This window comes from Candidatus Poriferisodalis sp., from assembly GCF_965262965.1.
Classification (GTDB): Bacteria; Actinomycetota; Acidimicrobiia; order Acidimicrobiales; family Poriferisodalaceae; genus Poriferisodalis.
The window spans coordinates 3,221,004-3,244,733 of the sequence record NZ_OZ253573.1; the positions used below are offsets into that span (position 1 = coordinate 3,221,004).

24 protein-coding genes are annotated in these 23,730 nt (G+C 65.6%); 15 read left to right on the forward strand and 9 right to left on the reverse strand.

The genetic code is table 11. From position 1 onward, the window contains the following. Positions 1–26: 26 nt before the first annotated feature. The 5 genes from ACQY5K_RS15445 to ACQY5K_RS15465 all read left to right on the forward strand — a co-directional run bounded on the left by ACQY5K_RS15445 (position 27) and on the right by ACQY5K_RS15465 (position 5,858). Positions 27–2,045, forward strand: a complete 2,019-nt coding sequence (locus ACQY5K_RS15445; RefSeq protein WP_428117003.1) for an HNH endonuclease — start codon at positions 27–29, stop codon at positions 2,043–2,045. A 516-nt stretch (positions 2,046–2,561) separates the two neighbouring features. Beyond that, positions 2,562–2,858, forward strand: a complete 297-nt coding sequence (locus ACQY5K_RS15450) for a transcriptional regulator (protein WP_428117006.1) — start codon at positions 2,562–2,564, stop codon at positions 2,856–2,858. Further along, positions 2,855–3,286, forward strand: coding sequence for a type II toxin-antitoxin system VapC family toxin (locus tag ACQY5K_RS15455; protein WP_428117009.1), 432 nt, complete (start codon positions 2,855–2,857; stop codon positions 3,284–3,286). Before ACQY5K_RS15450 ends, ACQY5K_RS15455 begins: the two co-directional genes overlap by 4 nt. Before the next feature lie 132 nt (positions 3,287–3,418). Further along, positions 3,419–4,096, forward strand: coding sequence for a dienelactone hydrolase family protein (locus ACQY5K_RS15460; protein ID WP_428117012.1), 678 nt, complete (start codon positions 3,419–3,421; stop codon positions 4,094–4,096). A gap of 106 nt (positions 4,097–4,202) precedes the next feature. Further along, positions 4,203–5,858, forward strand: coding sequence for a M1 family metallopeptidase (locus tag ACQY5K_RS15465; RefSeq protein ID WP_428117015.1), 1,656 nt, complete (start codon positions 4,203–4,205; stop codon positions 5,856–5,858). Here ACQY5K_RS15465 and ACQY5K_RS15470 read toward each other — a convergent pair. From ACQY5K_RS15470 to ACQY5K_RS15480, 3 genes are all read right to left on the reverse strand, one after another. Continuing rightward, entirely contained in the window at positions 5,839–6,732 is an 894-nt protein-coding gene (locus ACQY5K_RS15470) for a MaoC/PaaZ C-terminal domain-containing protein (protein ID WP_428117017.1), read from the reverse strand. The two genes, ACQY5K_RS15465 and ACQY5K_RS15470, sit on opposite strands and share 20 nt — an antisense overlap. 24 nt (positions 6,733–6,756) lie before the next feature. After that, the gene (locus tag ACQY5K_RS15475; RefSeq protein ID WP_428117020.1) at positions 6,757–7,941 is read right to left on the reverse strand and encodes an aminomethyltransferase family protein; all 1,185 of its coding nucleotides are present in this window, start codon (positions 7,939–7,941) and stop codon (positions 6,757–6,759) included. Positions 7,942–8,100: 159 nt separating this feature from the next. Further along, positions 8,101–8,271, reverse strand: coding sequence for a hypothetical protein (locus ACQY5K_RS15480; RefSeq protein WP_428117022.1), 171 nt, complete (start codon positions 8,269–8,271; stop codon positions 8,101–8,103). A gap of 146 nt (positions 8,272–8,417) precedes the next feature. On the opposite strand from ACQY5K_RS15480, the gene ACQY5K_RS15485 reads away from it, so the two are divergent. From ACQY5K_RS15485 to ACQY5K_RS15495, 3 genes are read left to right on the forward strand one after another with little or no spacing between them, the layout of a single operon-like run. Then, entirely contained in the window at positions 8,418–9,137 is a 720-nt protein-coding gene (locus ACQY5K_RS15485) for a lysophospholipid acyltransferase family protein (RefSeq protein WP_428117025.1), read from the forward strand. A gap of 23 nt (positions 9,138–9,160) precedes the next feature. Further along, positions 9,161–10,411: a CaiB/BaiF CoA transferase family protein gene (locus ACQY5K_RS15490; RefSeq protein WP_428117028.1), complete on the forward strand. Its 1,251-nt coding sequence runs from the start codon at positions 9,161–9,163 to the stop codon at positions 10,409–10,411. A gap of 26 nt (positions 10,412–10,437) precedes the next feature. Beyond that, on the forward strand, positions 10,438–11,658 hold the full coding sequence (locus ACQY5K_RS15495) for a CoA transferase (RefSeq protein WP_428117031.1): 1,221 nt from the start codon (positions 10,438–10,440) through the stop codon (positions 11,656–11,658). Between the two features lie 59 nt (positions 11,659–11,717). On the opposite strand, the gene ACQY5K_RS15500 is transcribed toward ACQY5K_RS15495, so the two are convergent. After that, positions 11,718–12,461 carry a helix-turn-helix domain-containing protein gene (locus tag ACQY5K_RS15500; RefSeq protein WP_428117034.1) on the reverse strand — a complete coding sequence of 248 codons (744 nt, stop codon included), beginning with the start codon at positions 12,459–12,461 and terminating at the stop codon, positions 11,718–11,720. A 239-nt stretch (positions 12,462–12,700) separates the two neighbouring features. On the opposite strand from ACQY5K_RS15500, the gene ACQY5K_RS15505 reads away from it, so the two are divergent. Further along, positions 12,701–13,816: an LLM class flavin-dependent oxidoreductase gene (locus ACQY5K_RS15505; protein ID WP_428117036.1), complete on the forward strand. Its 1,116-nt coding sequence runs from the start codon at positions 12,701–12,703 to the stop codon at positions 13,814–13,816. Positions 13,817–13,862: 46 nt separating this feature from the next. Here ACQY5K_RS15505 and ACQY5K_RS15510 read toward each other — a convergent pair whose 3' ends face one another. Both ACQY5K_RS15510 and ACQY5K_RS15515 read right to left on the reverse strand, forming a co-directional pair. Continuing rightward, positions 13,863–14,270 (reverse strand): PIN domain-containing protein, encoded by a 408-nt coding sequence (locus ACQY5K_RS15510; protein WP_428117039.1) that lies wholly within the window; start codon positions 14,268–14,270, stop codon positions 13,863–13,865. Continuing rightward, complete coding sequence (locus ACQY5K_RS15515; protein ID WP_428117041.1) at positions 14,267–14,557, reverse strand: type II toxin-antitoxin system Phd/YefM family antitoxin; 291 nt, start codon at positions 14,555–14,557, stop codon at positions 14,267–14,269. The genes ACQY5K_RS15510 and ACQY5K_RS15515 overlap by 4 nt, the downstream gene beginning before the upstream one ends. Positions 14,558–15,110: 553 nt before the next feature. Here ACQY5K_RS15515 and ACQY5K_RS15520 point away from each other — a divergent pair. The 3 genes from ACQY5K_RS15520 to ACQY5K_RS15530 all read left to right on the forward strand — a co-directional run bounded on the left by ACQY5K_RS15520 (position 15,111) and on the right by ACQY5K_RS15530 (position 18,251). Continuing rightward, positions 15,111–15,962, forward strand: coding sequence for an LLM class F420-dependent oxidoreductase (locus ACQY5K_RS15520; RefSeq protein ID WP_428117043.1), 852 nt, complete (start codon positions 15,111–15,113; stop codon positions 15,960–15,962). Positions 15,963–16,009: 47 nt separating this feature from the next. Continuing rightward, a complete protein-coding gene (locus tag ACQY5K_RS15525; protein WP_428117046.1) occupies positions 16,010–17,590 on the forward strand; it encodes an acyl-CoA carboxylase subunit beta in 1,581 nt (526 codons plus the stop codon). A 118-nt stretch (positions 17,591–17,708) separates the two neighbouring features. Then, positions 17,709–18,251, forward strand: a complete 543-nt coding sequence (locus ACQY5K_RS15530; RefSeq protein ID WP_428117049.1) for an ABC transporter ATP-binding protein — start codon at positions 17,709–17,711, stop codon at positions 18,249–18,251. Between the two features lie 6 nt (positions 18,252–18,257). On the opposite strand, the gene gluQRS is transcribed toward ACQY5K_RS15530, so the two are convergent. After that, the gene (gluQRS, locus tag ACQY5K_RS15535; protein ID WP_428117051.1) at positions 18,258–19,205 is read right to left on the reverse strand and encodes a tRNA glutamyl-Q(34) synthetase GluQRS; all 948 of its coding nucleotides are present in this window, start codon (positions 19,203–19,205) and stop codon (positions 18,258–18,260) included. Then, entirely contained in the window at positions 19,202–20,413 is a 1,212-nt protein-coding gene (locus ACQY5K_RS15540) for a nitroreductase family protein (protein ID WP_428117054.1), read from the reverse strand. The genes gluQRS and ACQY5K_RS15540 overlap by 4 nt, the downstream gene beginning before the upstream one ends. 100 nt (positions 20,414–20,513) lie before the next feature. On the opposite strand from ACQY5K_RS15540, the gene ACQY5K_RS15545 reads away from it, so the two are divergent. Genes ACQY5K_RS15545 through ACQY5K_RS15555 form a run of 3 tightly spaced genes read left to right on the forward strand, consistent with a single transcriptional unit; the run spans position 20,514 to position 22,365 of the window. Further along, on the forward strand, positions 20,514–21,674 hold the full coding sequence (locus tag ACQY5K_RS15545; protein WP_428117056.1) for a pyridoxal phosphate-dependent aminotransferase: 1,161 nt from the start codon (positions 20,514–20,516) through the stop codon (positions 21,672–21,674). Between the two features lie 26 nt (positions 21,675–21,700). Then, the gene (locus ACQY5K_RS15550) at positions 21,701–22,093 is read left to right on the forward strand and encodes a nucleotidyltransferase family protein (protein ID WP_428117058.1); all 393 of its coding nucleotides are present in this window, start codon (positions 21,701–21,703) and stop codon (positions 22,091–22,093) included. Next, the gene (locus tag ACQY5K_RS15555; RefSeq protein ID WP_428117061.1) at positions 22,090–22,365 is read left to right on the forward strand and encodes a HepT-like ribonuclease domain-containing protein; all 276 of its coding nucleotides are present in this window, start codon (positions 22,090–22,092) and stop codon (positions 22,363–22,365) included. The genes ACQY5K_RS15550 and ACQY5K_RS15555 overlap by 4 nt, the downstream gene beginning before the upstream one ends. 862 nt (positions 22,366–23,227) lie before the next feature. Here the strand turns inward: ACQY5K_RS15555 and ACQY5K_RS15560 are convergent. Further along, a complete protein-coding gene (locus ACQY5K_RS15560) occupies positions 23,228–23,506 on the reverse strand; it encodes a hypothetical protein (RefSeq protein WP_420445017.1) in 279 nt (92 codons plus the stop codon). Between the last annotated feature and the right edge of the window lie 224 nt (positions 23,507–23,730).

Genomic DNA, 23,730 nt, shown 5'->3' on the forward strand with positions numbered 1-23,730 from the left:
TGACACTCTCCCCGTAGAGTGAACACATGTTCTCTCACGTGGAGCAGGCACTCGGGCACCTCACCTCCGCGCTTGACGCCGTCGACGCCGCCTCCAGCGATCAGCTGCGCCGCTCCCTGGCGCTGTCCAAGCAGCTGCGCAGCCGCGTCGAGCTGCTCGAGACCAAAGCCGCCGCGCTGGTCGCCCGCCGCGAGGACCACGGCGACGGCGGCGCAGGGCTGCTGAGCGAGCACAGCGGCCTGTCGCGCTCCGACGCCGCGCGCAACGTGCGCACTGGCGCCGAGCTTGCCTCGATCCCCGACGCGGACGAGGGTGTCGCGGCGGGCCAGATCAGCCTGGAGAACGCGGCCAGGCTCGCGCGCGCAGCGCGCAAGACCAGCCCCGGCGCAGTGCAACACGATCCTGGGCTGATCGGGCTCGCCAAGACTCTGCCAGCCGACGAGTTCGCCCATGCCGCTCGCCGCTGGGAAGCCCAGCATCAAGACGCCGCCGATCTCGCGGCGCAGCATCGCCGCAACCGCCGCAACCGTCATGTGCGCTTTTGGAACGGCGAGGACGGGTCGGTGCAGATGCGCGGCAGCTTCGACGCCGAAACCGGCGCCCGCATCCAGCAGCGGCTGCGCCGCCAAGCCGAACAACACCGCCGAGCCGACCGCCGCCGAGCCCAGCACCCCAACCGGGCCGCTGGCGGCGACAACAACGACAACGACAACGGCAACGGCAACGACAACGACAGCAACGGCAGCGGCGGCGGCGGTGCTGCTGGGCCCGCGACAGAGCAGCGCACCACAGACCAGCGCATGGCCGACGCGCTCGACACGCTCCTGGCCGCCGGCACAGCCGCACAATCCACTGGCACAACAGCACAATCCGCTGGCACAACAGCACAATCCGCTGGCACAACAGCACAACAGGGCGTTCGCACACCGCCAGCACAGACCGCTCGGCTCGCTGCTGGTCAGGTGCCGCCGCCTGGAACACCACAAGGCGTTCGCACACCCTCAGCACCGGCCGGACCAGCCGACCAGCGACCGGACACGAACCTCCCGCCGCAGCCGGACCTGCTGAGACCGCCCGACACTGACAGCCCACGACCGGGCCGACACGGCCACGCCGAAGGGATCGATCAGTCCGAGCCGGCGCTCTCGGCAGTGCCGCCGGCCGTGGGGCGTAAGGCCGCCGCGGAGATCATCGTGCGCGCCGACTTGGCCGCTTTGACTGATCAGCCCGGTGGGTTCGCAGAGATCTGCGGTGTCGGCCCGATTCCTCCCGGCGCCCTTGCGCGGCTGGCGTGCAACTCCGATGTGTGGGTGGAGATCTTCGGCGACACGCTCACCCCGCTGTATGAGACCGTCGCACAACGGGCGGCCACCGCCGCCCAGCGCCGCGCTCTGATCGCCCGCGACGGGTCCTGCATCGGCTGCGGCGCGCTGCCGCTCGAATGCGAAGCGCACCATGTCATCCCGTGGAAAAGCGGCGGCAAGACACACGTCGACAATCTCGTGCTGGTGTGCTGGTCCTGCCACGACCGCATCCACGACCACAACTGGCACGTAGTTCTGCGCGACGGCCGCTACCGGCTCATGCCCCCCGACCCTGCACAGCCACCGAACCCCGCCCGCTCACGCAAACCCAAACATCGCACCCCACACCAGCCAGCACCCGCCGACACCTCACAACTGCTGCTACTGCCCCCAGCCGCGCCGCCCGCTGTGACCACCGCCACACCGCACAGACCACCGGTACCGACCGCCGCCACACCGCACAGACCACCGGTACCGACCGCCGCCACACCGCACAGACCACCGGTACCGACCGCCGCCACACCGCACAGACCACCGGTACCGACCGCCGCCACACCGCACAGACCACCGGTACCGACCGCCGCCACACCGCACAGACCACCGGTACCGACCGCCGCCACACCGCACAGACCACCGGTACCGACCGCCGCCACACCGCACAGACCACCGGTACCGACCGCCGCCACACCACACAAATCACGGACCGCCACTACGCCACACGAGACACAGCCAGCAGCCTGAACACCGTCTGCAGGGTCCGCCGCCTCGCCGCCGCAACTGCCCCACACCCACGCCAAGTTCACACGAGACTCATTTGGAGCATTAGTGGATAGGCGCTGACCTGCGGAAACGCGTCTGACTGCGCAGGCTGGCTCAACCCTCTGACCAGCAGCTCTACAAGCCTGCCGGTTACGGCACCAGGCGCATGCCGAAAGCCGCTCCACCTATCCGCACGCCCTCTTGGCGGCCTGAGCACAGCAGCCACGGCCCTCAGCAACACCACGGCGAACGCAATCGATTCTCCTGGCGATCCGAACACCGCCGACGAAACAGCGACCGCAGGCGAGCGACCCGCCCGACCGACACCCGCACCCCACGCCAAAGCGCGAAACGCCCGACAACTCCCGCGCCGGACACGCACTGTCCTGTATTGCATCAGCATCGCGCGCGGCCCCAACACGCGAACTACCTGGCCAATCGATCGACAGACTCCCGGGTCGCAATCCGTTATGAATGCATGAGTGCTATCATGCAGTCATGCAGCAGATCACCTGGCGAGCAGACGAGGAACTCGTCGCTCGCATAAAGATGAGTGCCCAGGAACAGCGCATCTCGATGAACGAGTACCTCACCTGGATAGCGCAGGCGGCAACTGACCCCTCACTCTCATCGAACGCAATCGAGGAGATCAGATCGCGTCTCAGACTCGCTGGACTTCTCTCAGACTTTGAAGCTCGCGACACGGTTCGACCCGACGACGACGCGGTCGCCGCCGCCCGCCGACGAGCCGGTCAGGGAACACCGCTGTCTGAACTGGTTCGCGCCAATCGGTGACGGTATTCCTCGATTCATCCGCTCTCGTCAAGCGCTACGCCGACGAGCCGGAAAGCGACCTGGTGCAAGCCGTGTCGGAGCCGGTGCTCGCCAGCGACCTGGCTGCTGTGGAGGTCCCTGCCGCGTTATGGCGCAAGCATCGCGTCGGTGAAATCTCCGCAACCGACGCTCAGATCTTGTGCCGGCGATTCCTTACTGACATCTCCGCTTCTACCCAGGACAGCGACACCGTCCTCATCGAGGTAGGCGAAGACATCCTCCGCTCAGCAATCGACCTCGTAGCCCGTCACCCGCTTCGCGCCTACGACGCTGTGCAGCTTGCCTCGGCGCTGGCCGCATCTCGCCTCATCGGCAGATGTCCATTCGGCTGCTTTGATGAGCAGCTCACCGATGCCGCCGCCGTCGAAGGTCTCATGCTCCTGTGGTGAGTGCGCCCAAGTTCGCGGACCCCGTGTCAACTGCGTTCGGACCTCCGTTAGCTGCGGATATCGCACGATATTGCGACGTTCCAGGGCCGCGGCACCGACTATGACGGGGCGGGTCCGCTAGACATTTGCGCCATGGGACAGACGATCGAATTGACAGCTTCTGATGGTGTGACGTTGAGTGCTTACCGGGCTGAGCCTGCGGGTGCGCCGAAGGGCGGCGTCGTGGTGGTGCAGGAAATCTTCGGTGTGAACGACCACATTCGCAGCGTGGCTGACGGGTATGCCGCAGACGGCTACCTCGCGGTAGCGCCGGCGCTGTTCGACCGGGTGCGCTCGGGAGTCGAGCTGGGCTACAACGCCGAAGGCATCGATGTGGGCCGCAAGATTGCCTTTGACGACCTGACGATGGAACAGGTGATGGCTGACGTCTCGGCCGCAGCGGCCTGTGCCTCCGAAGGCGGCAAGGTGGGCGTCGTCGGGTACTGCTGGGGCGGGACAGTCTGCTACGTGGCGGCAGCCCGTCTGTCCGACCAGATCGCGGCAGCCTCCGGCTACTACGGCGGCCAGATTCTGCCGCACCTCGAAGAGCGGCCCGCCGCGCCGCTTCAGCTTCACTTCGGCTCGCAAGATCACGGCATCCCGCTGGAAAACGTGAATGCCATCGCTGAGCGCTGGCCCCACGTTGCCGTTCATGTCTATGACGGCGCCGATCACGGCTTCAACTGCGATGCCCGCGCCAGCTTCCACGCTGATGCCGCGGGCACCGCCAAACAGCGCACGCTCGCTCACTTTGCTGAGCACCTGAGCTAGCCCGGCCCTGCCGGAGGAATCTGAAGCGTCCGCAAGCGCTCCTGCCTGCGGATGTATCGGCGGGCGTGAACGCGCGTCGCCGAATTCCGCTGCGATGATGTCGCCGATGCGCAGCTTGGCGTCCGCACTTGTCATTGCGCTGGCGGCGACGGCGTGCAGCGCTGGTGGTGTCGAATCCACGGCCGCGACCACACACGCGCCCGTGGCGACAGTGGCGCCATTAGTCGCCAGCACCACGACGGCACCCACCACGACGGCACCCACCACGACGGCACCCACCACGACCGTCTCGCCGTCCGCGACCACGACGACGGCTGTAACAGCAATGACGTCGGCGGAAGCGGAAGCGCAGGCGGAAACCGAAACCGATGCGGACGCCACGTCGGACGTCGAGGCCGCGTCGGAGCCAACAACGCCGACACCGCTGTCTGGCGTCGGCGACAGCTTCTATCCGTGGCTGGGCAATGGCGGCTACGACGTCACGCACTACGACCTCGAATTCGATGTGAACCCGGTTGCCAACACCATCGACGCGGTGGCATCGCTGCGAGCGATCGCAACCGAGGAGTTGCTGGAGTTCAACCTGGACCTGTCGGGCCTCGAGGTGAGCACTGTCACCGTGAACGGCGCCGCTGCAGAGTTCTCTCGCTATGAATCCGAGCTCGTCATCCGACCTGCCGAACCGATCCCTGCCGGCATGAGGTTCGCCGCCGAGGTCGCCTATGCGGGCACGCCGGAGCGAATCGAGGATCCCGGAGTGCTGTTCGAACGGATCGGATGGTTCTCGGTCGACGAGGTGATCTTCACAGCGAGTGAGCCATCGGGTTCCATGTCGTGGTACCCGTCGAACAATCATCCCACCGACAAGGCGACGTTCACCATCCGCATCACGGTGCCCGAACGTTTCACAGCGGCATCGAACGGCCTGCTCACACACGAGGCCGTGGTTGACGGTCGCAGAACCGTCACGTGGGAATCCGACGACCCGATGGCGACGTATCTCGCAGCGGTCTACGTCGGCGAGTTCGAACGGCACGAGTATCGACTGCGCGACGATCTGCTCATCCGCGACTACATCGGGCGCTCGCTCAGCGACGCTGCGTCAACGTCGACTGTTGAGGCGTTGGCGATCACACCCGGTGCCGTCGAGTACTTCGAGCGTGTGCTCGGCCGGTATCCATTCGACGCCTACGGCACGATCGTGATGCCGTTCACGCTCGGCTTCGCCATGGAGAATCAGACGCTGTCGCTGCACGGCGATCAGACGCTCGACCCGCAGATCATCGCCCACGAGCTCGCTCACCAGTGGTTCGGCAACTCTGTGACGGTCGACGACTGGAGCGGCATCTGGCTGCACGAGGGTTTCGCCCACTACATGAGTTTCCTGTACCTGGCTGAGGTGCAAGGCAAGGATCTGGACGCTCTCATGGCTCGGGAGCTGGAGAGGGCGACGCTTGCGGGAGCAGTACCGCCGGGCGGCATCGCGGTGGCGCAGCTGTTCGACTTCAACTCGGTGTATCGGCGGGCGACGCTGACGCTGCACGCCCTGCACCGCCGCGTCGGCGACGACGTGTTCTTCGACATCTTGCGACGCCACTACGAATCATCAGCCGGGGGCACGACCAACACCGCCGAGTTCTTGGCCGTCGTGGAAGAACTGGCCGGTGCGGGCGCCGTGGGACTGGTCGGGGCGTGGCTCTACGACACCGACGTGCCGTCGACCTTGGGCGACCCTCCGCCCGTCAGCGAGATAACAGAATGACGCCGCGGTCTACCGCTGGGCCGCCTTCGGCGTTCAGCACGTCGAAGCGAACTGCTTCGGTGGCGTCTCCGAAGCCGGTCACTGGCGTCACGTCGTGAATCCGGACCGTGATCGTCGACGGCATGAGCACCATGGCGCGAAAACGGCAGACGATGCGGCGGACCCGGTTCGGGTCGCTCCCGGCAACTGCGTCGACGACGGCCGACACGCCGAGCGCCAGCGTGGCGGTACCGTGCAGGATGATCGCGGGCAGTCCCGCTTTCTCCGCAACTGCCGCGTCAGTATGGATTGGGTTCCAGATGCGAGCGCACTCTGTGTAGGCATGTGCCGCTCCGTGAGCCACGGGCACGGCGATCTCTGCCATCGGCTCGGCGGGCAGGTCGCCGAACTCGGGTTCAGCCGGCGCTTCGGCATCCGGGCGATCAGGGCCAGCGGTTGCGACATTGAGATACATGCCGCCTTGGTACGTCGTTGCCACGGGCTCGCCGTCGGCGTCGACGGTGTCGATCCGCATCGTCTGGAACGTGCCCGGCTTGCGCTGCTCGACCCCGGAATAGGTGAGGCTGGTGGTCAACCGGTCACCTGGTCGGATGAGACGGTGAATCGTCAGGTCGTGTGTTGCGTGCACTGAGCGCCGGATCTCGTCGGGTGTGATGCCCCAGCGGTCCGAGACCTCACGTCCCGACACGATGACCGGCCACTCGGGGCACACCACGAACATCGGGTGTGCCACCACGCCGTCATCGGCAAGCGTGTCGAAGTAGCAATCGTGGGTGTCGCCCAGCGACGCTGCGTAGGCCATCGTCCAGCGGGCGTCCACATCATGTGTGATCGGCCCGATGGTCTCTCCCACCATGTCTGTTGGTACCGGCATGGCGTCGAGCGTAGTAACCCAGTGTCAACCGCTCCACACGGCGCGGGGGAGTTGCTTTTCCTTGTCGACGAACGGCAGCGTGTCGACGATCGCCTCGTGCGATTGGCCGTCGTGGTCAACCAACAAGACCGTCTTGGCGTACCAGTCGTCGTCAAGCAACGGCCGGTCGAAGCGCGCATAGCCGACGCCCGTGTCCAGCGTGGGCGACCACGTGCCGATCGTGATGTGTCCAACCGGGCCATTCCCGTCGTGGATCTCCATTCCGGCGTCCGGTGCGGTGGTAGCGCACACCAGGCCGAACAAGAGCTGGCGGCGACTGGCCTCTTCCAGAGCGGTCTTGCCGATGAAGTCGGCCTTGTCGAGTCGGACAAACTGCCCAAGGCCTGCACCGAACGGCGTCAGATCCGGCTCGATGTCGCTCCCGTTGTCGAGGATCCCGGATTCGATGCGTCGAATCCCCATCGAAGATGACGAGCTGAACTCCAGTCCGAAGGGTTCGCCGCAGGCGAGCAAGTCGTCCCAGAGGGCCTCATGATCGGTCGGCGCCGGACCGCTATTGCAGTAGATCTCGATTCCCACCTCACCAGTCCACCCAGTGCGCGACACCCACAGTCGTTGGCCGCAGACGTCAAAGAACCCGGCACGGAAATACTTGAACTCGGCTGAGAGGCCACCACCGATCGCTGCATCAAGGACCTGAAGCGACTTCGGTCCCTGAATCTGTAGGACTCGTGACTTGGGATCCGAGACTTCGACGTCGAAGCCAATGGCGCTTGCGGTGAGCCAGCTCGTGAACTCGCCGTTCGCCATGACATACCAATAGCGATCCGGCCCGAGGCGCATGAGCACGCCATCCATCACGACGGTGCCGTCGTCACTGCACGCGATGCCGTAACGCGCGCGGCCATCCGCGAGCGTCTCAACCCTGCAGGTGAGGACCTTCTCGAGCAGCCTCACAGCGTCTGGGCCGCTGACCTCAAGCGGCTTCTCCGGAACGTCATACAACAGGACGCCCTCCCGCAGCTTCCAATACTGCGGAATGGGGTCTTCACCACGGCTGGCCTTGAGGGGATACAGCCGATTGCAGTAGACGCCGAAGATCGTCTGATCAGTGGCGTACCGGCTCGCAAAGGGCGATTGCTCGACCCGGTAGGAACTCAACTGCACGGTGTCGAACGACTCGATGTAGAAGTGTCGGCCCCTTGCCATCGATGCCCCCCGGTGCTGTACGAGCGCCGGGCTCATCAACACGACGCAATTCCGAGCGCGGCACGCTCGGTGGCTGGGGCTCAGACCATAATGTCCCTGTGTTCTCAGGTGGTGATGCGGCGAGGTCCCGCCGACTGGCAGTCGGCGGGATCGTCGGCCTCAGTAACCCCAAGGCGGGCGCCGCACGGCGGTGAGCACCTTCAGCATGCGCCGGCACAGCTCGCTTGGCTGCGATGGGCGGGTGCAGACGGTGTGTCCGTCGATCCGACGCCGACGTGCGATCCGCTGCCGACGGATCTCGGCATGATCGGGGATCGTCATTCGGGTCATGACTTCACTGTAGGTCTGACTGTGGCCGGAGCGTTCGCGGTATTCGCTATTTCTTGCATACATTTCTTGCGCGGTTCCCAAGTCGTCGCGCGGCGCGTTCGAAACGCCAGAATCACCGTGTGGCGAGACGGTTGAGCAGATGGAACGTGAGCGGTCTCAAGGGACTGCTGGACGCTGATGGATTCGCTGGGATACAGACGTGGAAGGCGACGCGCGGGTTCATTCGCATCGTGCTGTACCGAATGTTCCGGGTGCGTGCCAGAGGGCAGGAGCGGATGCGGGCCGACAGCGCGATGATCTATGCGCCGGTTCATCGCAGCCACCTCGACGGCCCGCTCATCGGGAGCCTTACTCATCGCCGGGTGCGCTATCTGGGCAAAGAGGAACTCTTCCGTCCCAAGCCGCTCGGTTGGTTCATGCGCTCGATCGGGACCTTCCCGGTGCGACGTGGCGAGGCTGATCTGGACGCAATGCGTTCAGCACTGCAATTGCTCCGCGACGGCGAGGCGATGCTGGTCTTTCCTGAAGGAACGCGGCAGCCCTCCGACGACATCGGCCCGATTTTTGACGGCACTGCGTGGCTTGCTGCCAAGTCGGGGGCACCGGTGCTGCCCGTGGGGGTCGCAGGCACACGCGAGGCCATGCCCAGCGGTGCGAAGTTTCCCAAACGAGCACAGGTGGCGATCGTGGTCGGCGAACCCCTGGCACCGCCGACAGGGACCGACGGCGGACGCGCCCGGCGAGCCGACATGACGGCGTGGACGCAGACGTTGCGAGTCGCGCTGGGCGACTGCCAGCAACGAGCACGGTCTCTGGCGAATGAGCCCGGCCGTAGGGGCACGCCGATGCGCAAGCTCGTGCCGTGATCGCACCCGATCACCGTTCACCGGTGTGGCCGAAGCCCGAGCCCGGAGCGTTGGCCGGTATCCGCATCTGCGATTTCACGGGGCAGCTCGCTGGTGCTGGTGCCACCAAGATCCTGGCCGCGCTCGGTGCGGAGGTGATCCGCATCGAAGACCCCGTGCGGCAGGGCCGTTGGGACATCCTGCGAGGCACCCAGCCGTTCGTCGGAGAGCACCGCGGCATCGAAGCCGGCGGCTCGTACAACAACCACAACGCAGGCAAGCTCGGCATCACCTTGAACCTGCGAGATGATCGGGCGAAAGAACTGCTCGCCGACCTTGTCGCAGTCAGCGACGCCGTCACCGAGAACTTTGCCGCCGGGGTGCTGGACCGATTGGGTTTCGGCTACGAGGCGCTGCGGGCCATCAAGCCCGACATCGTCTACGTCTCGAACAACGGATTCGGAGCCCACGGCCCGTACGCCAGCTTCCGGTCATGGGGACCGATAGCGCAGGCAGTATCCGGGCTCACGTTCCAGTCGGGACTGCCCGATCTGCCGCCCGCCGGATGGGGCTACTCGTTCATGGATCACACCGGCGCCTACTACATGGCCATCGCGATTGGCATGGCGCTGTATCACCGGCGGCGCACCGGCGAGGGCCAGTGGGTGGACCTTGCCTGCATCGAGGCGGCAGGCACGCTGCACGGCGCAGCCACGCTCGACTTCACGGTCAACGATCGGCCCGCACGGCGCGACCGGATGCCCAACAGCAACCGATCGCACTCGCCTGCGATGGCACCGCATGGCATCTGGGCGTGCAACGGCGAGAACGAGTGGGTGGCGATCGCCGTCCGCAACGAGGAGGACTGGCAGCGCTTCGCCGAGGTGGTCGACGAGCCGTGGACCCATGACGAGCGCTGGTCACGGCTGGCCGGTCGGCTGGCATACGAAGACGAACTGGAGCGCCTGGTGGGCACGTGGGCTGCGAACCGCGACAAGCACGACGCGACGCAGCTCTTGCTCGCCGCCGGTGTACCCGCCGCGCCGGTGCTGCGACCCAGTGAGCGCATTGACGGCGACCCCCGCACCTCCGACTGGGGGCTGTGGGTCACCGTGCCGCATCGCGATGTGGGCGATGCTCGCGTCGAGGGTTTGCCGGTCCGCCTTTCAGAAACCGACTGGGCGATCGGGCGCGGCGCACCGTGCCTCGGCGAGGACAACCGCTACGTGTTCGGCGAGGTGCTGGGCCGCAGCGACGACGAGATCGCAGCGCTGGCTGCCGACGGGGTCATCTGATGTTTTCGCTTGGCACCGCTGGACCGGTGAGCCCTCGGCCCCTGGACGGACTTCGGGTTATCGAGCTGACGTCGGAGCGTTGTGCCCTGGCCGGAAAGCTGCTGGCCGATATGGGCGCTGATGTGGTCGTGGTGGAGCCGCCCGGCGGATCACCGATGCGCGCCTACGAGCCATACGCCGACGATGTCGCAGACCCTGAAGGCGCCTTGTGGTGGTGGCATTACAACACCTCCAAGCGCTCCGTGGTCCTTGATTTCGACAGCGCGGACGGAGCGACCGATTTCAAGCAGCTGGCCTCAACTGCTGACGTGGTGCTCGAAGCCGAGCCGAAGGGACGTCTCGACGATCTCGGTCTGGACTGGCACCAGCTCGGTGGTGCTGCCGAGACCGAGCCAAACAAGCGGCTGGTCTGGGTCTCGATCACCCACAACGGGCGCGAGCGACTCGACCCGCCGGCCACCGACCTCACGGTGCTTGCCGAAGGAGGCCCCGTGTGGTCGTGCGGCTACGACGACCACACCATCGCGCCGGTTCGAGGCGGCGGGAATCAGGGCCTGCAAATGGCCTGTCACTACGCCGTCGCCACGCTGATGGCGGCGCTGTTGTGGCGTGAAGACTCGGGTCGGGGCCAGCTCATCGACGTGTCCATGCTCGCCGCCGCGAACGCGACCTGTGAGTTCGCGACTTACTGGTGGCTGAATCAGCAGGTGAACGTCCAGCGCCAGACGGGCCGCCACGCCCTTCCGAAGATCTCCGAGCCAACACAGGTGCGCTGCGTCGACGGGCGCTGGCTCAACACCGGTGTGCCGCCGCGCCGCGGACCGGAGTTCGCTGCGCTGGCCGGCTGGGTGGCCAAACTGGGTCTCGCCGACGAGTGCCCGTACACCGAACTGCTGTCATTGGGCGAGGACTACGAGCTGATCGACATCCTCCACCTCGATGCCGACCCGCTCGCCGCAGAAGTGTTCGGCGCCGGCCGCGACACGATCAACTTCTTGGCGGAGCGCCTGGGTGCGTACGAGCTGTTCGTCGGCCTGCAGACGCTCGGACTCGCCTGCGGAATCGTGTACTCGCCAGAGGAGATGCTCGTCGACGAGCACTTCGTGGCCCGCGGCTTCCCGGTGACCGTCGATCACGACGGCACGACCGTGACGTATCCGGGCGCGCCCTACAAGTTCTCGGCAACACCATGGCAAGTGGCGCGAGCCCCCCGCCTCGGAGAGCACCAAGACCTGCTCGCTGACTGAGCGTCGAGCCCGAGCTGGCTCAGTCTCAGCTGGCCCAGCCCCAGCCAACCCAACCTCGGCTATTCGTCGGGGTTGTGGAAGCGGGCCGCCTTGGCAAGCTCGCGCACCTCGGCACGCTCGTCGGGCGTCAGGCACTCGAAATCGGGCGCGTGCAGCTTGTCGGTCAGGGCCTCGATCTCTTCACGTGCTTCGGACAGGTCGCTGACATCGGGATACGGCCGCTCCCAGCCGAAGAACTCGGCATTCCACTCGCCTGCCGGACCCGACAGGATCGCCTCAAGCGGTCCCATGCCGAGCGCCTGAACCGCGACAGCGTGACGGCCGAAGCGCAGCTCGCGCATGACCTGGGCCATGAAGAAGCCGTGAGCCGGCCCCCCGGCGGGGGGCCGAGGCAGGTCGCGCCAGCCGACGAAGGTGGGAGCTCCCTGCGGAGCGGCCGAATCCACCACGCGCTCGAGCAGTTCGCCGAGCCGCCCAGCACCTTCCATGCCGACAAGCCGCTTGCTGCCGTACTCGGCGCAGATGTCGGCCCAGATCCGCGCTCCTTCGGACGGCTTCATGACCGCACGTCCTTGCGCCACCATCGAGCGCATCTTCTCCGGCGCCCAGAAGAACGCTGCGCCGATGACATTGTCGACAGGGCATTCGCCCAAAACGCCCAGCCGGCCGGTTGCATATGCGCCCATGCCCTCTGCCATGCCGCGTTGGGCAGCCTTTTCCAGCGTGGACGGGTCCATGAGCCAGTCCATGGCCAGCATTCCCACCGATCCCCGCATGCTGCGAGCAACTGCTGTGGTCTCCATGACACGTCCCTTCTGGGTCCGTCGCTGCGCCCGTCACATCGGACGCTGCATTGACAGCTCGGGTCGACCAGCAACCCGAACTCTGGGGCGCACAGTCTGTCGGATGACGCCGATGTGTGCAGCAGCGGCCTCGGCACGCTCGCAGTGCTGTGGCGTAGCCTCAGTGTCACCAGCATCGCTGGATCACCCGAGCGCGTACTAGAGGGCAGCTTCGGGAAGATCCGAAAGGGGAGCACACCATGCACGTCGGATACTCAGCTGTGTTTCAGAACCCGGAGAACGCACTCTCGGACCGTGAGGTTTGGGACCAGGAGATCCGCATGGTCGAGGAAGCCGAGGATCTCGGCTTCGACTCGATCTGGACAGTGGAGCATCACTTCACCGACTACACGATGTGCCCCGATCCGGTGCAGTTCCTGACCTGGGTCGCCGGACGCACCAACCTGCAGCTCGGCACTGCGGTGATCGTGCTGCCCTGGCACGACCCGATGCGCGTCGCTGAGCAAGTCACGATGCTCGACAACCTCTCGGGCGGACGCATGATCCTCGGCATCGGACGCGGCTTGGCCCGCGTCGAGTACGAGGGTTTCCGGGTGGACATGAACACCAGCCGTGAGCGCTTCTTGGAGTACGCCAAGATGCTCATCGACGGCCTTGACCAAGGCTATGTGGAGCACGACGGCGAGTTCGTGACCCAGCCCCGCCGTGACATTCGTCCCACTCCCGAGCACTCGTTCAAGGGCCGCACCTACGCCGCGGCCGTCTCACCCGAAGGCATGCCGCTGATGGCGCAGCTGGGCATCGGCCTGCTCGTGATCCCCCAGAAGCCATGGGAGATCGTCGAGTCCGACTTCGCCGCCTATCACGGCGAGTGGGCCAAGCACCACACGGCACCGCCGCCCCCCCCGCTGTCCGGCGGGTTCTGCTGGGTGGACACCAAAGCGGACCGTGCCGAAGAGAAGGCGATGGAGCACATCGGCAACTACTACGGCACCGTCATGAAGCACTACGAGTTCGGCCCCAAGCGACCGCACGAGGGCGTCAAGGGCTACGAGTTCTACGAGGGCATCTCGAAGTACATCGACCGCCACGGAGCCCGCGGCGCAGCCGAGGACTTCACTCGCCTCATGCCGTACGGGACGCCAGATCAGGTGCTCGAGAAGCTCCAGGTCATCAAGGACAAGATCGGCATGGCCGCCTTCTTCCCAAACCTGGCCTTCGCAGGCATGTCGTGGACCGAGGCGCGGCGCAACCGCGACCTGTTCGCCACCGAGGTGCTCCCCGTGGTCAAGGAATGGACGGCCCCACCGGTCGGCCTCGCCGCAACCGAGGCCGCAGCCGTCGCTGCCGCCTAGCAGAACGGCGGCGCATCTGGAACGCCCGGTCTGCGTGAGACCGTTGCTACGCCTCGCTCGGGGAATCCGAAAAAATCGAGATGCCCATCGCTCGGGCGACGTCATTCATACGACGGTCGTAGCTGGCAAGTTCCACGACTTGACCTGCATCGCCCAAGAAGGCACATGTCGCTAGATGCAAAGCGTCGAGCGTGCGCACCCTCGTCGGACCCGGAAAAGCTCCCAGCGCCCGAGCGAGAACTGGGTGAGCGAGTTCAACTAACCCCACTTGGCTGAGCAGCACCCGAGCATTTTCGCCGTGGGACTCGGCCAAGCCGCGACCGTGCAATTGGGTCCAGATTTCGTACTCGGTCAGCCGGCTGGACACGATCGTCTGCTGCCAGAGGGATTCGGGCGGCAGACGATCCTCGCTGAGCAGCTGCGCAAGCGCAACTGATGTGTCGAGGTAGATCATCGGTCGCCTCTGACCCCATCCAGGTCGCGGAGGATCTCGGTCAACGGTGCTACCGGCTGTGAGGGCGGCGGAGCTGTCGTCTGCACGAGCGGTGGCGTCAGCACTCCGGTGCGAACGAGGTCGGCCAGAAAGGCGTCGGCTACGAGCGGGCTCCTGGTCGCCCGCGGCGGTCCCATCTCGGCGACGACGCGGTCGCGGTCAGTCACCAAGATCGTCTCGCCGCCAGCCGCGAGACGTACGTATTCGCTGAGCCGGCTGTTCAGCACCTTGATGCCCACGGATCTCATGAACGCGAGCGTAGCCGCAGAAGTAGCTACAAGTAGCAACTTCTGCGTAGGCATCTCGAAGTGCGTCGACCGCCTCGCCGCCACCGAAGCGGCCGCCTAACAGAACGGCGGCGGGTCAGCGCCGGGCCTTGGACTCACGGATGCCGAGTCGGCGGCCGAGATCGGCAACAGAGACTCCCTGATCGCGCACGACCGTGCAGGGATAGACATATCTCAACTGTCAGAACTCTCTCTTGTCGATGTCGAGTTGTCTCAACATGGAGCGAAGCGTGACGGATTGCAGTTCGCCTGTCGACAACGTCGTGGCCTTGTCGCCCAATTGAACCTTGACATGGCTGCCCTTGCCGCGATCAGGCGTGTACTCAACCGTGAGTCAACGCTTGCGAGCGTAACGCCGCAGCCGGCGCAGGAATTCCCGGTCGGTCATTCGTCGCAATGCCAGTTCGGTGGCCTCGGCAGGGCAAGTGAATTTCTTGCGCTCGGTGCGCGCGGCGTACATCGGTCATGATGTGCGCCGCCGCGACGACCGAGCGCCGTGAACGGGGGCATTCAGATGAGATTCGGACTGATATCGGCGAACTTGATGGGCAACGTCGAGGGCGCTGCCGCGCTGGAGACCGCTCGGACCGTCGAGGAAGTCGGCTTCGACTCGCTGTGGGCGATCGAGCACGCAGTGGTGCCCAAGTCGTACTCGTCGACGTATCCGTACGACGAGGGCGGCAAGCTGTTCAAGGGAGCAAGCCAGCTCGACCATGCCGACCCGTTGATCTGGCTGGCATTCGCCGCAGCCGTCACCACACGGATCCGCCTGGCGACCGGCATTCTCATCCTGCCGCAGCGCAACCCGCTGATCCTGGCCAAAGAGATCGCCTCGCTCGACCGGCTCTGCGGCGGCCGTTTCGACTTCGGCATCGGCGTGGGATGGCTTCGCGAGGAATTCGAAGCGCTCGGCGTGCCGTTCGATCGCCGGGGTGCCCGCACCGACGAGTACCTCGCAGCGCTGCGGGTGCTCTGGACCGAAGAAGAAGCCGAGTTTCACGGCGAATTCGTGGACTTCGACCCCGTGTACTGCCAACCCAAGCCCATCCAGCAGCCGGTGCCGATACTGGTCGGCGGCCACAGCGACCGCGCTGCACGGCGAGCAGGTGACCTCGGCGACGTGTTCTTCCCCGCTGAACGGCCTACGGAGGTGCTCGAGGAGCTGTTCGAGTCGGTCCGCCGGTACGCGGAGGCGGCGGGACGAGACCCCGGAGATGTTGAGATGTGGACGACCGGCGGAACTGACCGAGCGCATCTCGACCAACTGGTCGAACTCGGTGTCAGCCAGGTGATGGTGCCGGGACGCCGTCCCGCCCAGCTCGGCGAGACGTACGGCCAGATTCTGGCTGACTATGCGGACGCCTGAGACCCCGACGACGCGCGCCACTGAACCGGATCCAAAGGAGACAAGCGATGCCTGAGTACGGCGACGGTGACGCGATCAGTCACGCGGAGCGAGTAGCCGACCTGGACGCACGCGCCGAAGTGATCCGGCGTGACATGGGCGGTGCTTCCAAGGTTCGGGCGATGGCAGCGGAAGGCGATCGCACGGTCCGCCAGCACATCGACGATTTCTGCGACGACGGCACGTTCCGCGAGCTCGGCACGTTCAGCCGATCGATCCGCCCCGAGATGCGCGACATCACACCTGGTGACGGCAAGATCGGCGGGCACGGCAACGTCGACGGGCGCCCTGTCGCGGTGTTCGGCGACGACATCACCGTGTTGCGCGGTTCGAGCTCCATCATCGGCACCCGCAAGGAGGAGCGCCTCTACGAGCGGGCGTTGGCGATGGGCATCCCCATCGTCCATTTCGGCGAGACCGGCGGCGGTCGCATTCCCGATCTCATGGGCTCCGAGGGCATCTCCGAGCCGGGCGGGATGTTCGACATGGCTCGTCGGCGCCACCGAGTGCCGATGGCAACGATGATCTGCGGCCAGTCGTTCGGCGGTTCGTCGTTCGTGTCGGCGCTCAGCGACTACGTCGTCATGGTGCGCGGGTCGTGCCTGGCGGTGACCTCGCCGAAGGTGTTCGAGATCGCCACCGGCGAGGTGATCTCGTTCGAGGACGTCGGCGGCGTGGACGTCCATGCCCGAATCACGGGGCAGATCGACTTCGGGGTCGATACTGACGAGGAGGCCTACACGGCGATCCGTCGATGGCTGTCGTTCATGCCGTCGAACGCGTGGGAGCCGGCGCCGCGCGCCGAGCCGCGTGGCATCGACGGCGCCGACCCCGAACTCGCCGCGATGGTGCCCGCACGCCGCACACGCGGCTACGACATGCGCCGGGTCGTTGGCCGCATCTGCGATCCCGAGTCGGTCTTTGAACTGCAGCCGGGCTACGCCCGCAACGTCGTGTGCGCGCTCGCACGGCTCGACGGGTACGCGGTCGGCGTCATCGCGAACAATCCGATGTTCCAGGCCGGAACGCTGGACCCGCAGGCTTGCCACAAGATCATCCGCATGGCCACCGTGTGCGACTCGTTCAACATCCCAATGGTGTTCCTTGTAGATGTCCCGGGTTTCATGGTCGGCAAGCGCGTCGAGCACGACCTGATGCTCCACTGGGGCATGCGCATGATGCACGCCCTGCAGAACGCGTCCACGCCGACGCTGACCGTGTGCCTTCGCAAGGCGTTCGGCTTGGCGTGGCAGGCGATGAATGGCTCCCGGATGCCCAGCCACGGTGTGTATTGCTGGCCCGGCGCCGAGATCGGCTTCATGGATCCGGAGGTGGGCGTCAACGTCGCATTCGGTTCGAAGCTGAGCCGCATCACCGACCCCGACGAGCGTGAGACGGAGCGCTTGCGGCTCGTAGCGGAGGTTGCCGAAGCCACGAATCCGTACGAAGCCGCGGGCACGATGCGTATCGACGAGATGATCGATCCTGCCGACACGCGCAAGGTCTTGATCGACGACCTTCGCATGCTGGCCAACCGCCCGGTGCCTCCGCCCGAGCAGCGAGCGCTCAGCTACTGGCCAAGCTGCTGACCAGCCGCGCCGAGGCGTTCTGCGTCGATTCGTCGGACAGCCAGCGCGCATGTTGCAGTGATCCGAGTGCCGGTGCGAACCCAGACGCGTTCGGGTTCGCACGAGGAGAGGATGAGTCTTGATCGATCTTGAGGGTGTCACCAAGCACTATCAAGTCGGACCGGTTTTGGTGACTGCTCTCGATGGCATCGATCTCCACGTCAAGGCAGGCGAGTTCGTCGTCGTGCTCGGTCCGTCAGGCAGCGGCAAGACCACAACGTTGAACATCATCGGGGCATTGGACACACCGTCGGCTGGCCAGGTGACCGTCGCAGGGCGTGACATCACCGCCTCGTCGCGCAGCGAGCTGTTTGCGCTGCGGCGCCAGACGGTGAGCTTCATCTTCCAGAGCTTCAATCTGTTCCCGGGTCTGACCGCGACGGAGAATGTCGAGTTCGGCACGGACGTCGCGGGCAAACGCGGGGTGGCGCAGCCTGAGGACGTGCTCGAGTCCGTGGGTCTGAGCCACCGGCTGGGGCACTTCCCGCACGAGCTTTCAGACGGCGAGCAGCAGCGCGTCGCGATTGCCCGTGCGCTCGCCACCGGCAACCCGGTCCTCCTGGCGGATGAGCCGACGGGCGAGCTGGACTTCAAGACCGCGCTGTCCGAACTGCACTGGTAGATCCGGCTACGCGACTGTGGTGCGCTCCAGCGGGAGCGTCCATGGGTCGGTGGGCAGTGCGGCTGGCTGGAACACCGCAGCAGTCGCTGGCAGTTCCTGCGCGGTTGCTATGGGCTCGATGCCGAGACTGTGCAAGAGCAGGTTGAGCACGTCAAGCGTTGTCTCGCCGAGCGCGCGGCGGTCGGCGAGCGTGATCGCGCCATCCCGTTTCGCCAGACGCTGGCCGCTTCGTCCCAGCACCATGGGGACGTGCGCGTACGCGGGAGCGTCGATGCCCAGCAGCCGGGCGAGATGGACCTGGCGTGGCGTCGACGGCAACAGATCGTCACCCCGAACGACCTCGGTAACGCCTTGGTCACCGTCGTCGACGACGACGGCGAGGTTGTACGCGGGTGTGCCGTCGCCGCGGCGCAGCACGAAGTCGTCGACTGTGCCAGAGAATGAGCCGAGTTGACGGTCGACCAGCGTCACTGATCGGCCCTCGAGTGCATCGTCGGGGTTGACGCGAACCCGCAGGGCGGCTGGGCGACCTGCCGATCGTCGATGGGCACGCTCGGCCGCCGTGAGCGCTCGGCAGGTCCCCGGATATGCCCCCTCGGGTGCGGGGCCGTGGGGCGCAGTCGCGGCTTCGGCAATCTCGCGCCGGGTGCAGAAGCACTCGTAGGTGAGCCCGCGACGTTCGAGGTCGGCGATCGCGTCCCGGTACAGCTCGCGCCTCTCGCTCTGGCGGATCGGCTCGCCGTCCCAGTCGAGACCCAGCGCGGCCACATCGCGCAGCTGCGAGTCGTAGAACTGCGGCCGGACTGCGTTGTCGAGATCCTCGAAGCGCCACCCGAAGTCGCCGTCGGCGCTGCGCGCGAACAGCCACGCGAGCAGCGCCGTTCGCAGGTTTCCCAAGTGCAGATCGCCGGTCGGGCTCGGGGCCCACCGGCCAGTTGTCGAGGGTTCGCTCAAGCGCTGCCCTCGGCGAGCGCCTTGATGCCTTCGATGCACCGCTTCATGTTGGCGAGGTGCTCGCTCTGGCGCCGCGAGATGATGCGAGGTTCCTTGTCGGGCATCGCTTCAACGGCGGCGGTGAGACCCGATGGGCCCGGTCCGAGACGGACGGTGTGGCGCAGCCGAGAGCGCTGACCGTGCAGGTGGTCGATCTCGTAACGCCAGCGAGCGCCGGCGGTGTCGTCGCTGTCCCCGGTGGCCCAGCCGAACAGCACGTTGGGCTCGCACTCGGTGACGGTCAGCTCCATGTCCCATTCGCCGATCGCCGGATGCCGGTTGTGACCGATGAACTTCGCACCAACAGCGGGCGAGTCGTAGCCGGGAGCCCACTCGGCCCCCACGAATTCCTCGGAGAAATTGGCGCCGACACTGATGTCACTGACGATTTCCCAGAGACGTTCGGGCGAGGCATCGATGTCCATCTCGAACGTGGCACCGGGTCCTTCGCCCATGGCGCGAGCCGTTGCTTCGTCCCCCCGGTGCTCCCAGGTGCGGCCCCAGCCGTCGATATAGGCGATCTCGTTGGCGCGCCGCCGCGCGACGGCCCCGAACTCAGTGCCCTTCGCGTAGGCCAGCGGCAGCAGCGCTACCGGGGTGACCCCATCGGGAATGCCCAGCAGTTCGCGCAGCTCGTCTTCTTTGTTGAGAATCGCAGTGGTCCACGCGGTGGCCATGCCGCGTGCACGAGCCGCGAGGCAGAAGCTCCACGCCGACTGCAGCACCGAGTCGAACAGCCCGGGCTTGCCGCTGTCGTCGTGCACACCCCACACGCACGGAATGACGATGACCGGAACCTCGCCGAGATGCTCGGCGAGATGCGAGGCGGATTTCATCACCTGTTCCATCGGATGGCCGGTGCCCGCTGTGGCATCGCGGCCACGTGCCATGAAGGTGCCCACAATCGACCCGTACATTTCGCCAATTGCCTGCCGCTGGGCAGGGTCGCGGACGAGCAGCCAACGCCGGCTGGCCTGGTTGCCGCCGCCGGGACCTTGCTCGGCGACGTCAATGCAGTCGAGCACGACGTCGTGGGGGACATCGCGTTCGAGGTCCAGCCGCAGCCGTACGGAGCGGGTGGTCGACAGCACGCCGTCCACCGACGGAAGGTCAACCCCGGCGGTGTCATAGCGGGCGGGTACATGGGGGTTCAGCTCTGGTGTCGGCATGGCCGCCATTATTACCTGCCTATCGTCGTGATACCGAGTCGAATCTCCGCAGCGCTGAGTTTTGGGCCGTCTTGGTTGACCGTCGTCGTACGATCACAGCGTGGCACGGCTGCCTTACCTGAGTTCTCGCCTGCAGGGCTACCAGTCGACGATCTTCGCCGAGATGTCTGCGCTGGCTGTGCGCACCGGGGCCATCAACCTGGGGCAGGGCTTTCCTGACGCCGACGGACCGACCGAAGTGCTTGAAGCAGCCGTGGCGGCGATTCGCAGCGGCACCGCGAACCAATACCCGCCGGGCATCGGCATTCCGGAACTTCGCCACGCCGTGGCCCGGCACCAATCCCGCTTCTGGGGCATGGACGTCGACCCGGACACCGAGATGCTGATCACGGCGGGAGCCAGCGAGGCATTGGCGGCCAGCATCCTGGCGCTGACCGAGGTGGGCGACGACGTGCTCACGTTCGAGCCCTGGTACGACCTCTACGGCGCAGTCATCTCCATGGCGGGAGCGGTGCGCAAGGTTGTCACCCTGCGCCCGCCCGACTACAGCTTCGATCCCGACGAGCTGGCGGCCGCGGTGACACAGCGCACGCGGCTACTGGTGCTCAACAGCCCGCACAACCCCACCGGCAAGGTGTTCAGCCGGGCCGAGTTGGAGGCCATCGCCGAGGTTGCCATCGAGCGAGACCTCATCGTGGTGACCGACGAGGTGTACGAGCACCTCGTGTTCGATGGCGAGCACATTCCGATCGCGACGCTGCCGGGCATGGCCGATCGCACTGTGACCATTTCGAGCGGCGGCAAGACATTCGCGGTGACGGGCTGGAAGATCGGCTGGGTCTGCGCCCGACCCGAGCTGGTGGCTGCCGTTCGTACCGCCAAGCAATGGCTGACCTACGTCAGCGGCGGACCGTTCCAGCACGCCATCGCCGCCGGACTCGACCTCGGCGACGACTACTTCAAGGCCCAGGCCGAGGACTTGCGTGCCAAACGGGACCGGCTGTCAGCAGGCCTGCGATCGACCGGCCTCGAAGTGTTCGAGCCGTCCGGTACGTACTTCATCACGGCCGACATACGCTCGATCGGTCACGAAGACGGCATCGAGTTCTGCTGGGGCCTTCCAGAGCGGATCGGCGTGGCCGCAGTGCCGAACGTGGTCATGTACGACAACGCCGCCGAAGGCCGTCACCTCGTCCGCTTCGCCTTCTGCAAGCAGCACGACGTCCTCGACGCAGCTATCGAACGCCTCAGAACGCTCTGACCGACCTGCACGATGGGTGTCTCGGTGTGGCACTGCACGCCGACCGTGACCGTGTCGAGCGGCGGCACCGCTCCGAGCTGCTTTGGTTGCGGGCGATCGTCGGCAACTGCGCCGGTACAGTCGAAAATGTGAACCGTCGCTACGCCGTGCTCGAGACTCACCGGGCAGCGATCCGCATCGCCGCGGAACGCGCCAAGGCGCGGTCGATATCGCTAATTGGCTCGGTGGCCCGAGACGAGGACACGGACCGGAGCGACTACGACTTCCTCGTCGAATTCGACGACGACGCTGACCTATTCGACATTGCAGGCCTGCAAGTGGACTCGACGGAATTGCTCGGCCAGCATGTCGACGTTGTTGATTCTTCGGCAGTGCGTGAGAGCCACCGGGGAATGTTCGAGGACGCAATACTTCTGTGACTCGCAGCGACGCCGAGCGTGTCCACGACATTCTCGATGCGTGCAACAAGCTGGTCGAGATTGCGGCGCTGGGCCGCGCGGAATTCGACCGAAGCTGGATTCTCCAGAGCGCCGCTGAGAGACAGCTTGAGATCATCGGCGAAGCGATCGTATGGCACTCCAGTCGTCATGACCGTGTCTTGCGACCGCTGGGATCCGCCGATGACGAGCAGCAACCACGGGAGCCGGCGTCTCGCGCCGTTCGTATAGCGCATGTTGGACGCAGTCCTTGACGACAACTTCGATTGCCTCCACTCGCTCTGACCTGATGCGCGGCCCTACTATGCGCGGCGGCTTGGCAACTGCTGATTCGCTTGCGAATCTCACCAGCGCCGGTCAAGGAGGTCTTGGGCAATCGTGGTTGCAGAGAACGATTGGAATGATCCCCGCAACGAGTTTCCCGCCGTCTTGTTCCGGCTCAGCCATCGGACGAAGAAGAAATACCGGAGCGGATATCGCGAAGGCGACGAGCAAGGCGACTGGCCGCAGAAGGTCGTCAACTCAATGCTCGGCTTGGCACCGGGATCACCGGCATGCGACGAGACACCTTGGTGTCAGTTTGGCCCTATTCGCTCGTCGACGACGAACGCGACCTCATCGAGCGAGCTATGCGAATCCTCGGCGAGGCGCTTCAGACGCGCTTGGTCCGCGAGTTCAGCCCTCGCGACATAGCGTGGCTTCGCCAGTCGCTACGCGATGAAGCAGCGGGTGAAGTAGCGCGGCGCGCGCTGGGTCAGTACCCAGAACAGTCTCGGGATCCCGCACTCTGGTTGAAGTTTGTTGAGGACAACTGGGCCCAGGTGCAGAGTTGCTTTCCATCATTCCGGCATTCCGGCTTCTTTCTCCAGTTGTTGCGCTTGAGGCACCAATGGGCCCATTTCGCATACCGAGAAGAAGTCACCGAGCACGAAGTCGACAATCTCAGGCGCTTGACCGGGCTATTGAACGGCATCGACTCGCAACGTGCCGCTAGCAACGTGGACTTCATTCGTCGAGTGCTGCGGACGCACGTAGGGCGTCGGGAGGCTGGTAGAGCAGCTTGAGCCGCTTGGCCGCGAGCCTTGTCGTGTTGTGCTGCTGTGAGGGTGGTTGTTATCAGGAGGGCTTGCTGGGCGAGTCGTAGCGCTGCTGGGCTTCTGCCTCGGGCACGCCCAGAAGTTCGCCGATGCGCTGCCATGAGACGCCGTCGGCGCGGGCGGCAGCCACCTTGGTTCGAAGCAGATCGTCAGGACTCTTGGGGTCGCCGGCGGCACAGCGGAGCCACCAGTCTGAGATTGGGCGGTGAACGGCCCGCTCGACATCGAAGCCTTCGAAGCGTCGCGCGACTTCGTCCCAATCGCCATTGTCGATGAGCTCGTCGATGGTGGGCCTCATCACCGAGCACCATTCCAGGGATGCCGCAGAAATCTCGGCCGAGCTGGCATTGCGTGGACAATTTCTGGGATCGGCTCCAGACGCCGAACGCCGAGTTCAATGGGTCGACCCGAGCGATCCCCTCCGATGATCATGGTCATGTCCTCAATCTCATGTGCATCAAAGGCGTTTCGATAGGCGTGAAGGATGTCGGCGTCGCTGATGCCGTGCTTGCGGGCGGCGGG

What these genes read in the sequence shown, in the direction of transcription:
- ACQY5K_RS15475 (WP_428117020.1), bottom strand. Translation starts at nt 7,941, where the DNA reads ATGGCAAGGGGCCGACACTTCTACATCGAGTCGTTCGACACCGTGCAG.
- ACQY5K_RS15465 (WP_428117015.1), top strand. Translation starts at nt 4,203, where the DNA reads ATGCGCAGCTTGGCGTCCGCACTTGTCATTGCGCTGGCGGCGACGGCG.
- ACQY5K_RS15515 (WP_428117041.1), bottom strand. Translation starts at nt 14,557, where the DNA reads ATGAGATCCGTGGGCATCAAGGTGCTGAACAGCCGGCTCAGCGAATAC.
- ACQY5K_RS15460 (WP_428117012.1), top strand. Translation starts at nt 3,419, where the DNA reads ATGGGACAGACGATCGAATTGACAGCTTCTGATGGTGTGACGTTGAGT.
- ACQY5K_RS15470 (WP_428117017.1), bottom strand. Translation starts at nt 6,732, where the DNA reads ATGCCGGTACCAACAGACATGGTGGGAGAGACCATCGGGCCGATCACA.
- ACQY5K_RS15560 (WP_420445017.1), bottom strand. Translation starts at nt 23,506, where the DNA reads ATGAGGCCCACCATCGACGAGCTCATCGACAATGGCGATTGGGACGAA.
- ACQY5K_RS15505 (WP_428117036.1), top strand. Translation starts at nt 12,701, where the DNA reads ATGCACGTCGGATACTCAGCTGTGTTTCAGAACCCGGAGAACGCACTC.
- ACQY5K_RS15525 (WP_428117046.1), top strand. Translation starts at nt 16,010, where the DNA reads ATGCCTGAGTACGGCGACGGTGACGCGATCAGTCACGCGGAGCGAGTA.
- ACQY5K_RS15450 (WP_428117006.1), top strand. Translation starts at nt 2,562, where the DNA reads ATGCAGCAGATCACCTGGCGAGCAGACGAGGAACTCGTCGCTCGCATA.
- ACQY5K_RS15510 (WP_428117039.1), bottom strand. Translation starts at nt 14,270, where the DNA reads ATGATCTACCTCGACACATCAGTTGCGCTTGCGCAGCTGCTCAGCGAG.
- ACQY5K_RS15520 (WP_428117043.1), top strand. Translation starts at nt 15,111, where the DNA reads ATGAGATTCGGACTGATATCGGCGAACTTGATGGGCAACGTCGAGGGC.
- ACQY5K_RS15540 (WP_428117054.1), bottom strand. Translation starts at nt 20,413, where the DNA reads ATGCCGACACCAGAGCTGAACCCCCATGTACCCGCCCGCTATGACACC.
- ACQY5K_RS15480 (WP_428117022.1), bottom strand. Translation starts at nt 8,271, where the DNA reads ATGACCCGAATGACGATCCCCGATCATGCCGAGATCCGTCGGCAGCGG.
- ACQY5K_RS15500 (WP_428117034.1), bottom strand. Translation starts at nt 12,461, where the DNA reads ATGGAGACCACAGCAGTTGCTCGCAGCATGCGGGGATCGGTGGGAATG.
- ACQY5K_RS15445 (WP_428117003.1), top strand. Translation starts at nt 27, where the DNA reads ATGTTCTCTCACGTGGAGCAGGCACTCGGGCACCTCACCTCCGCGCTT.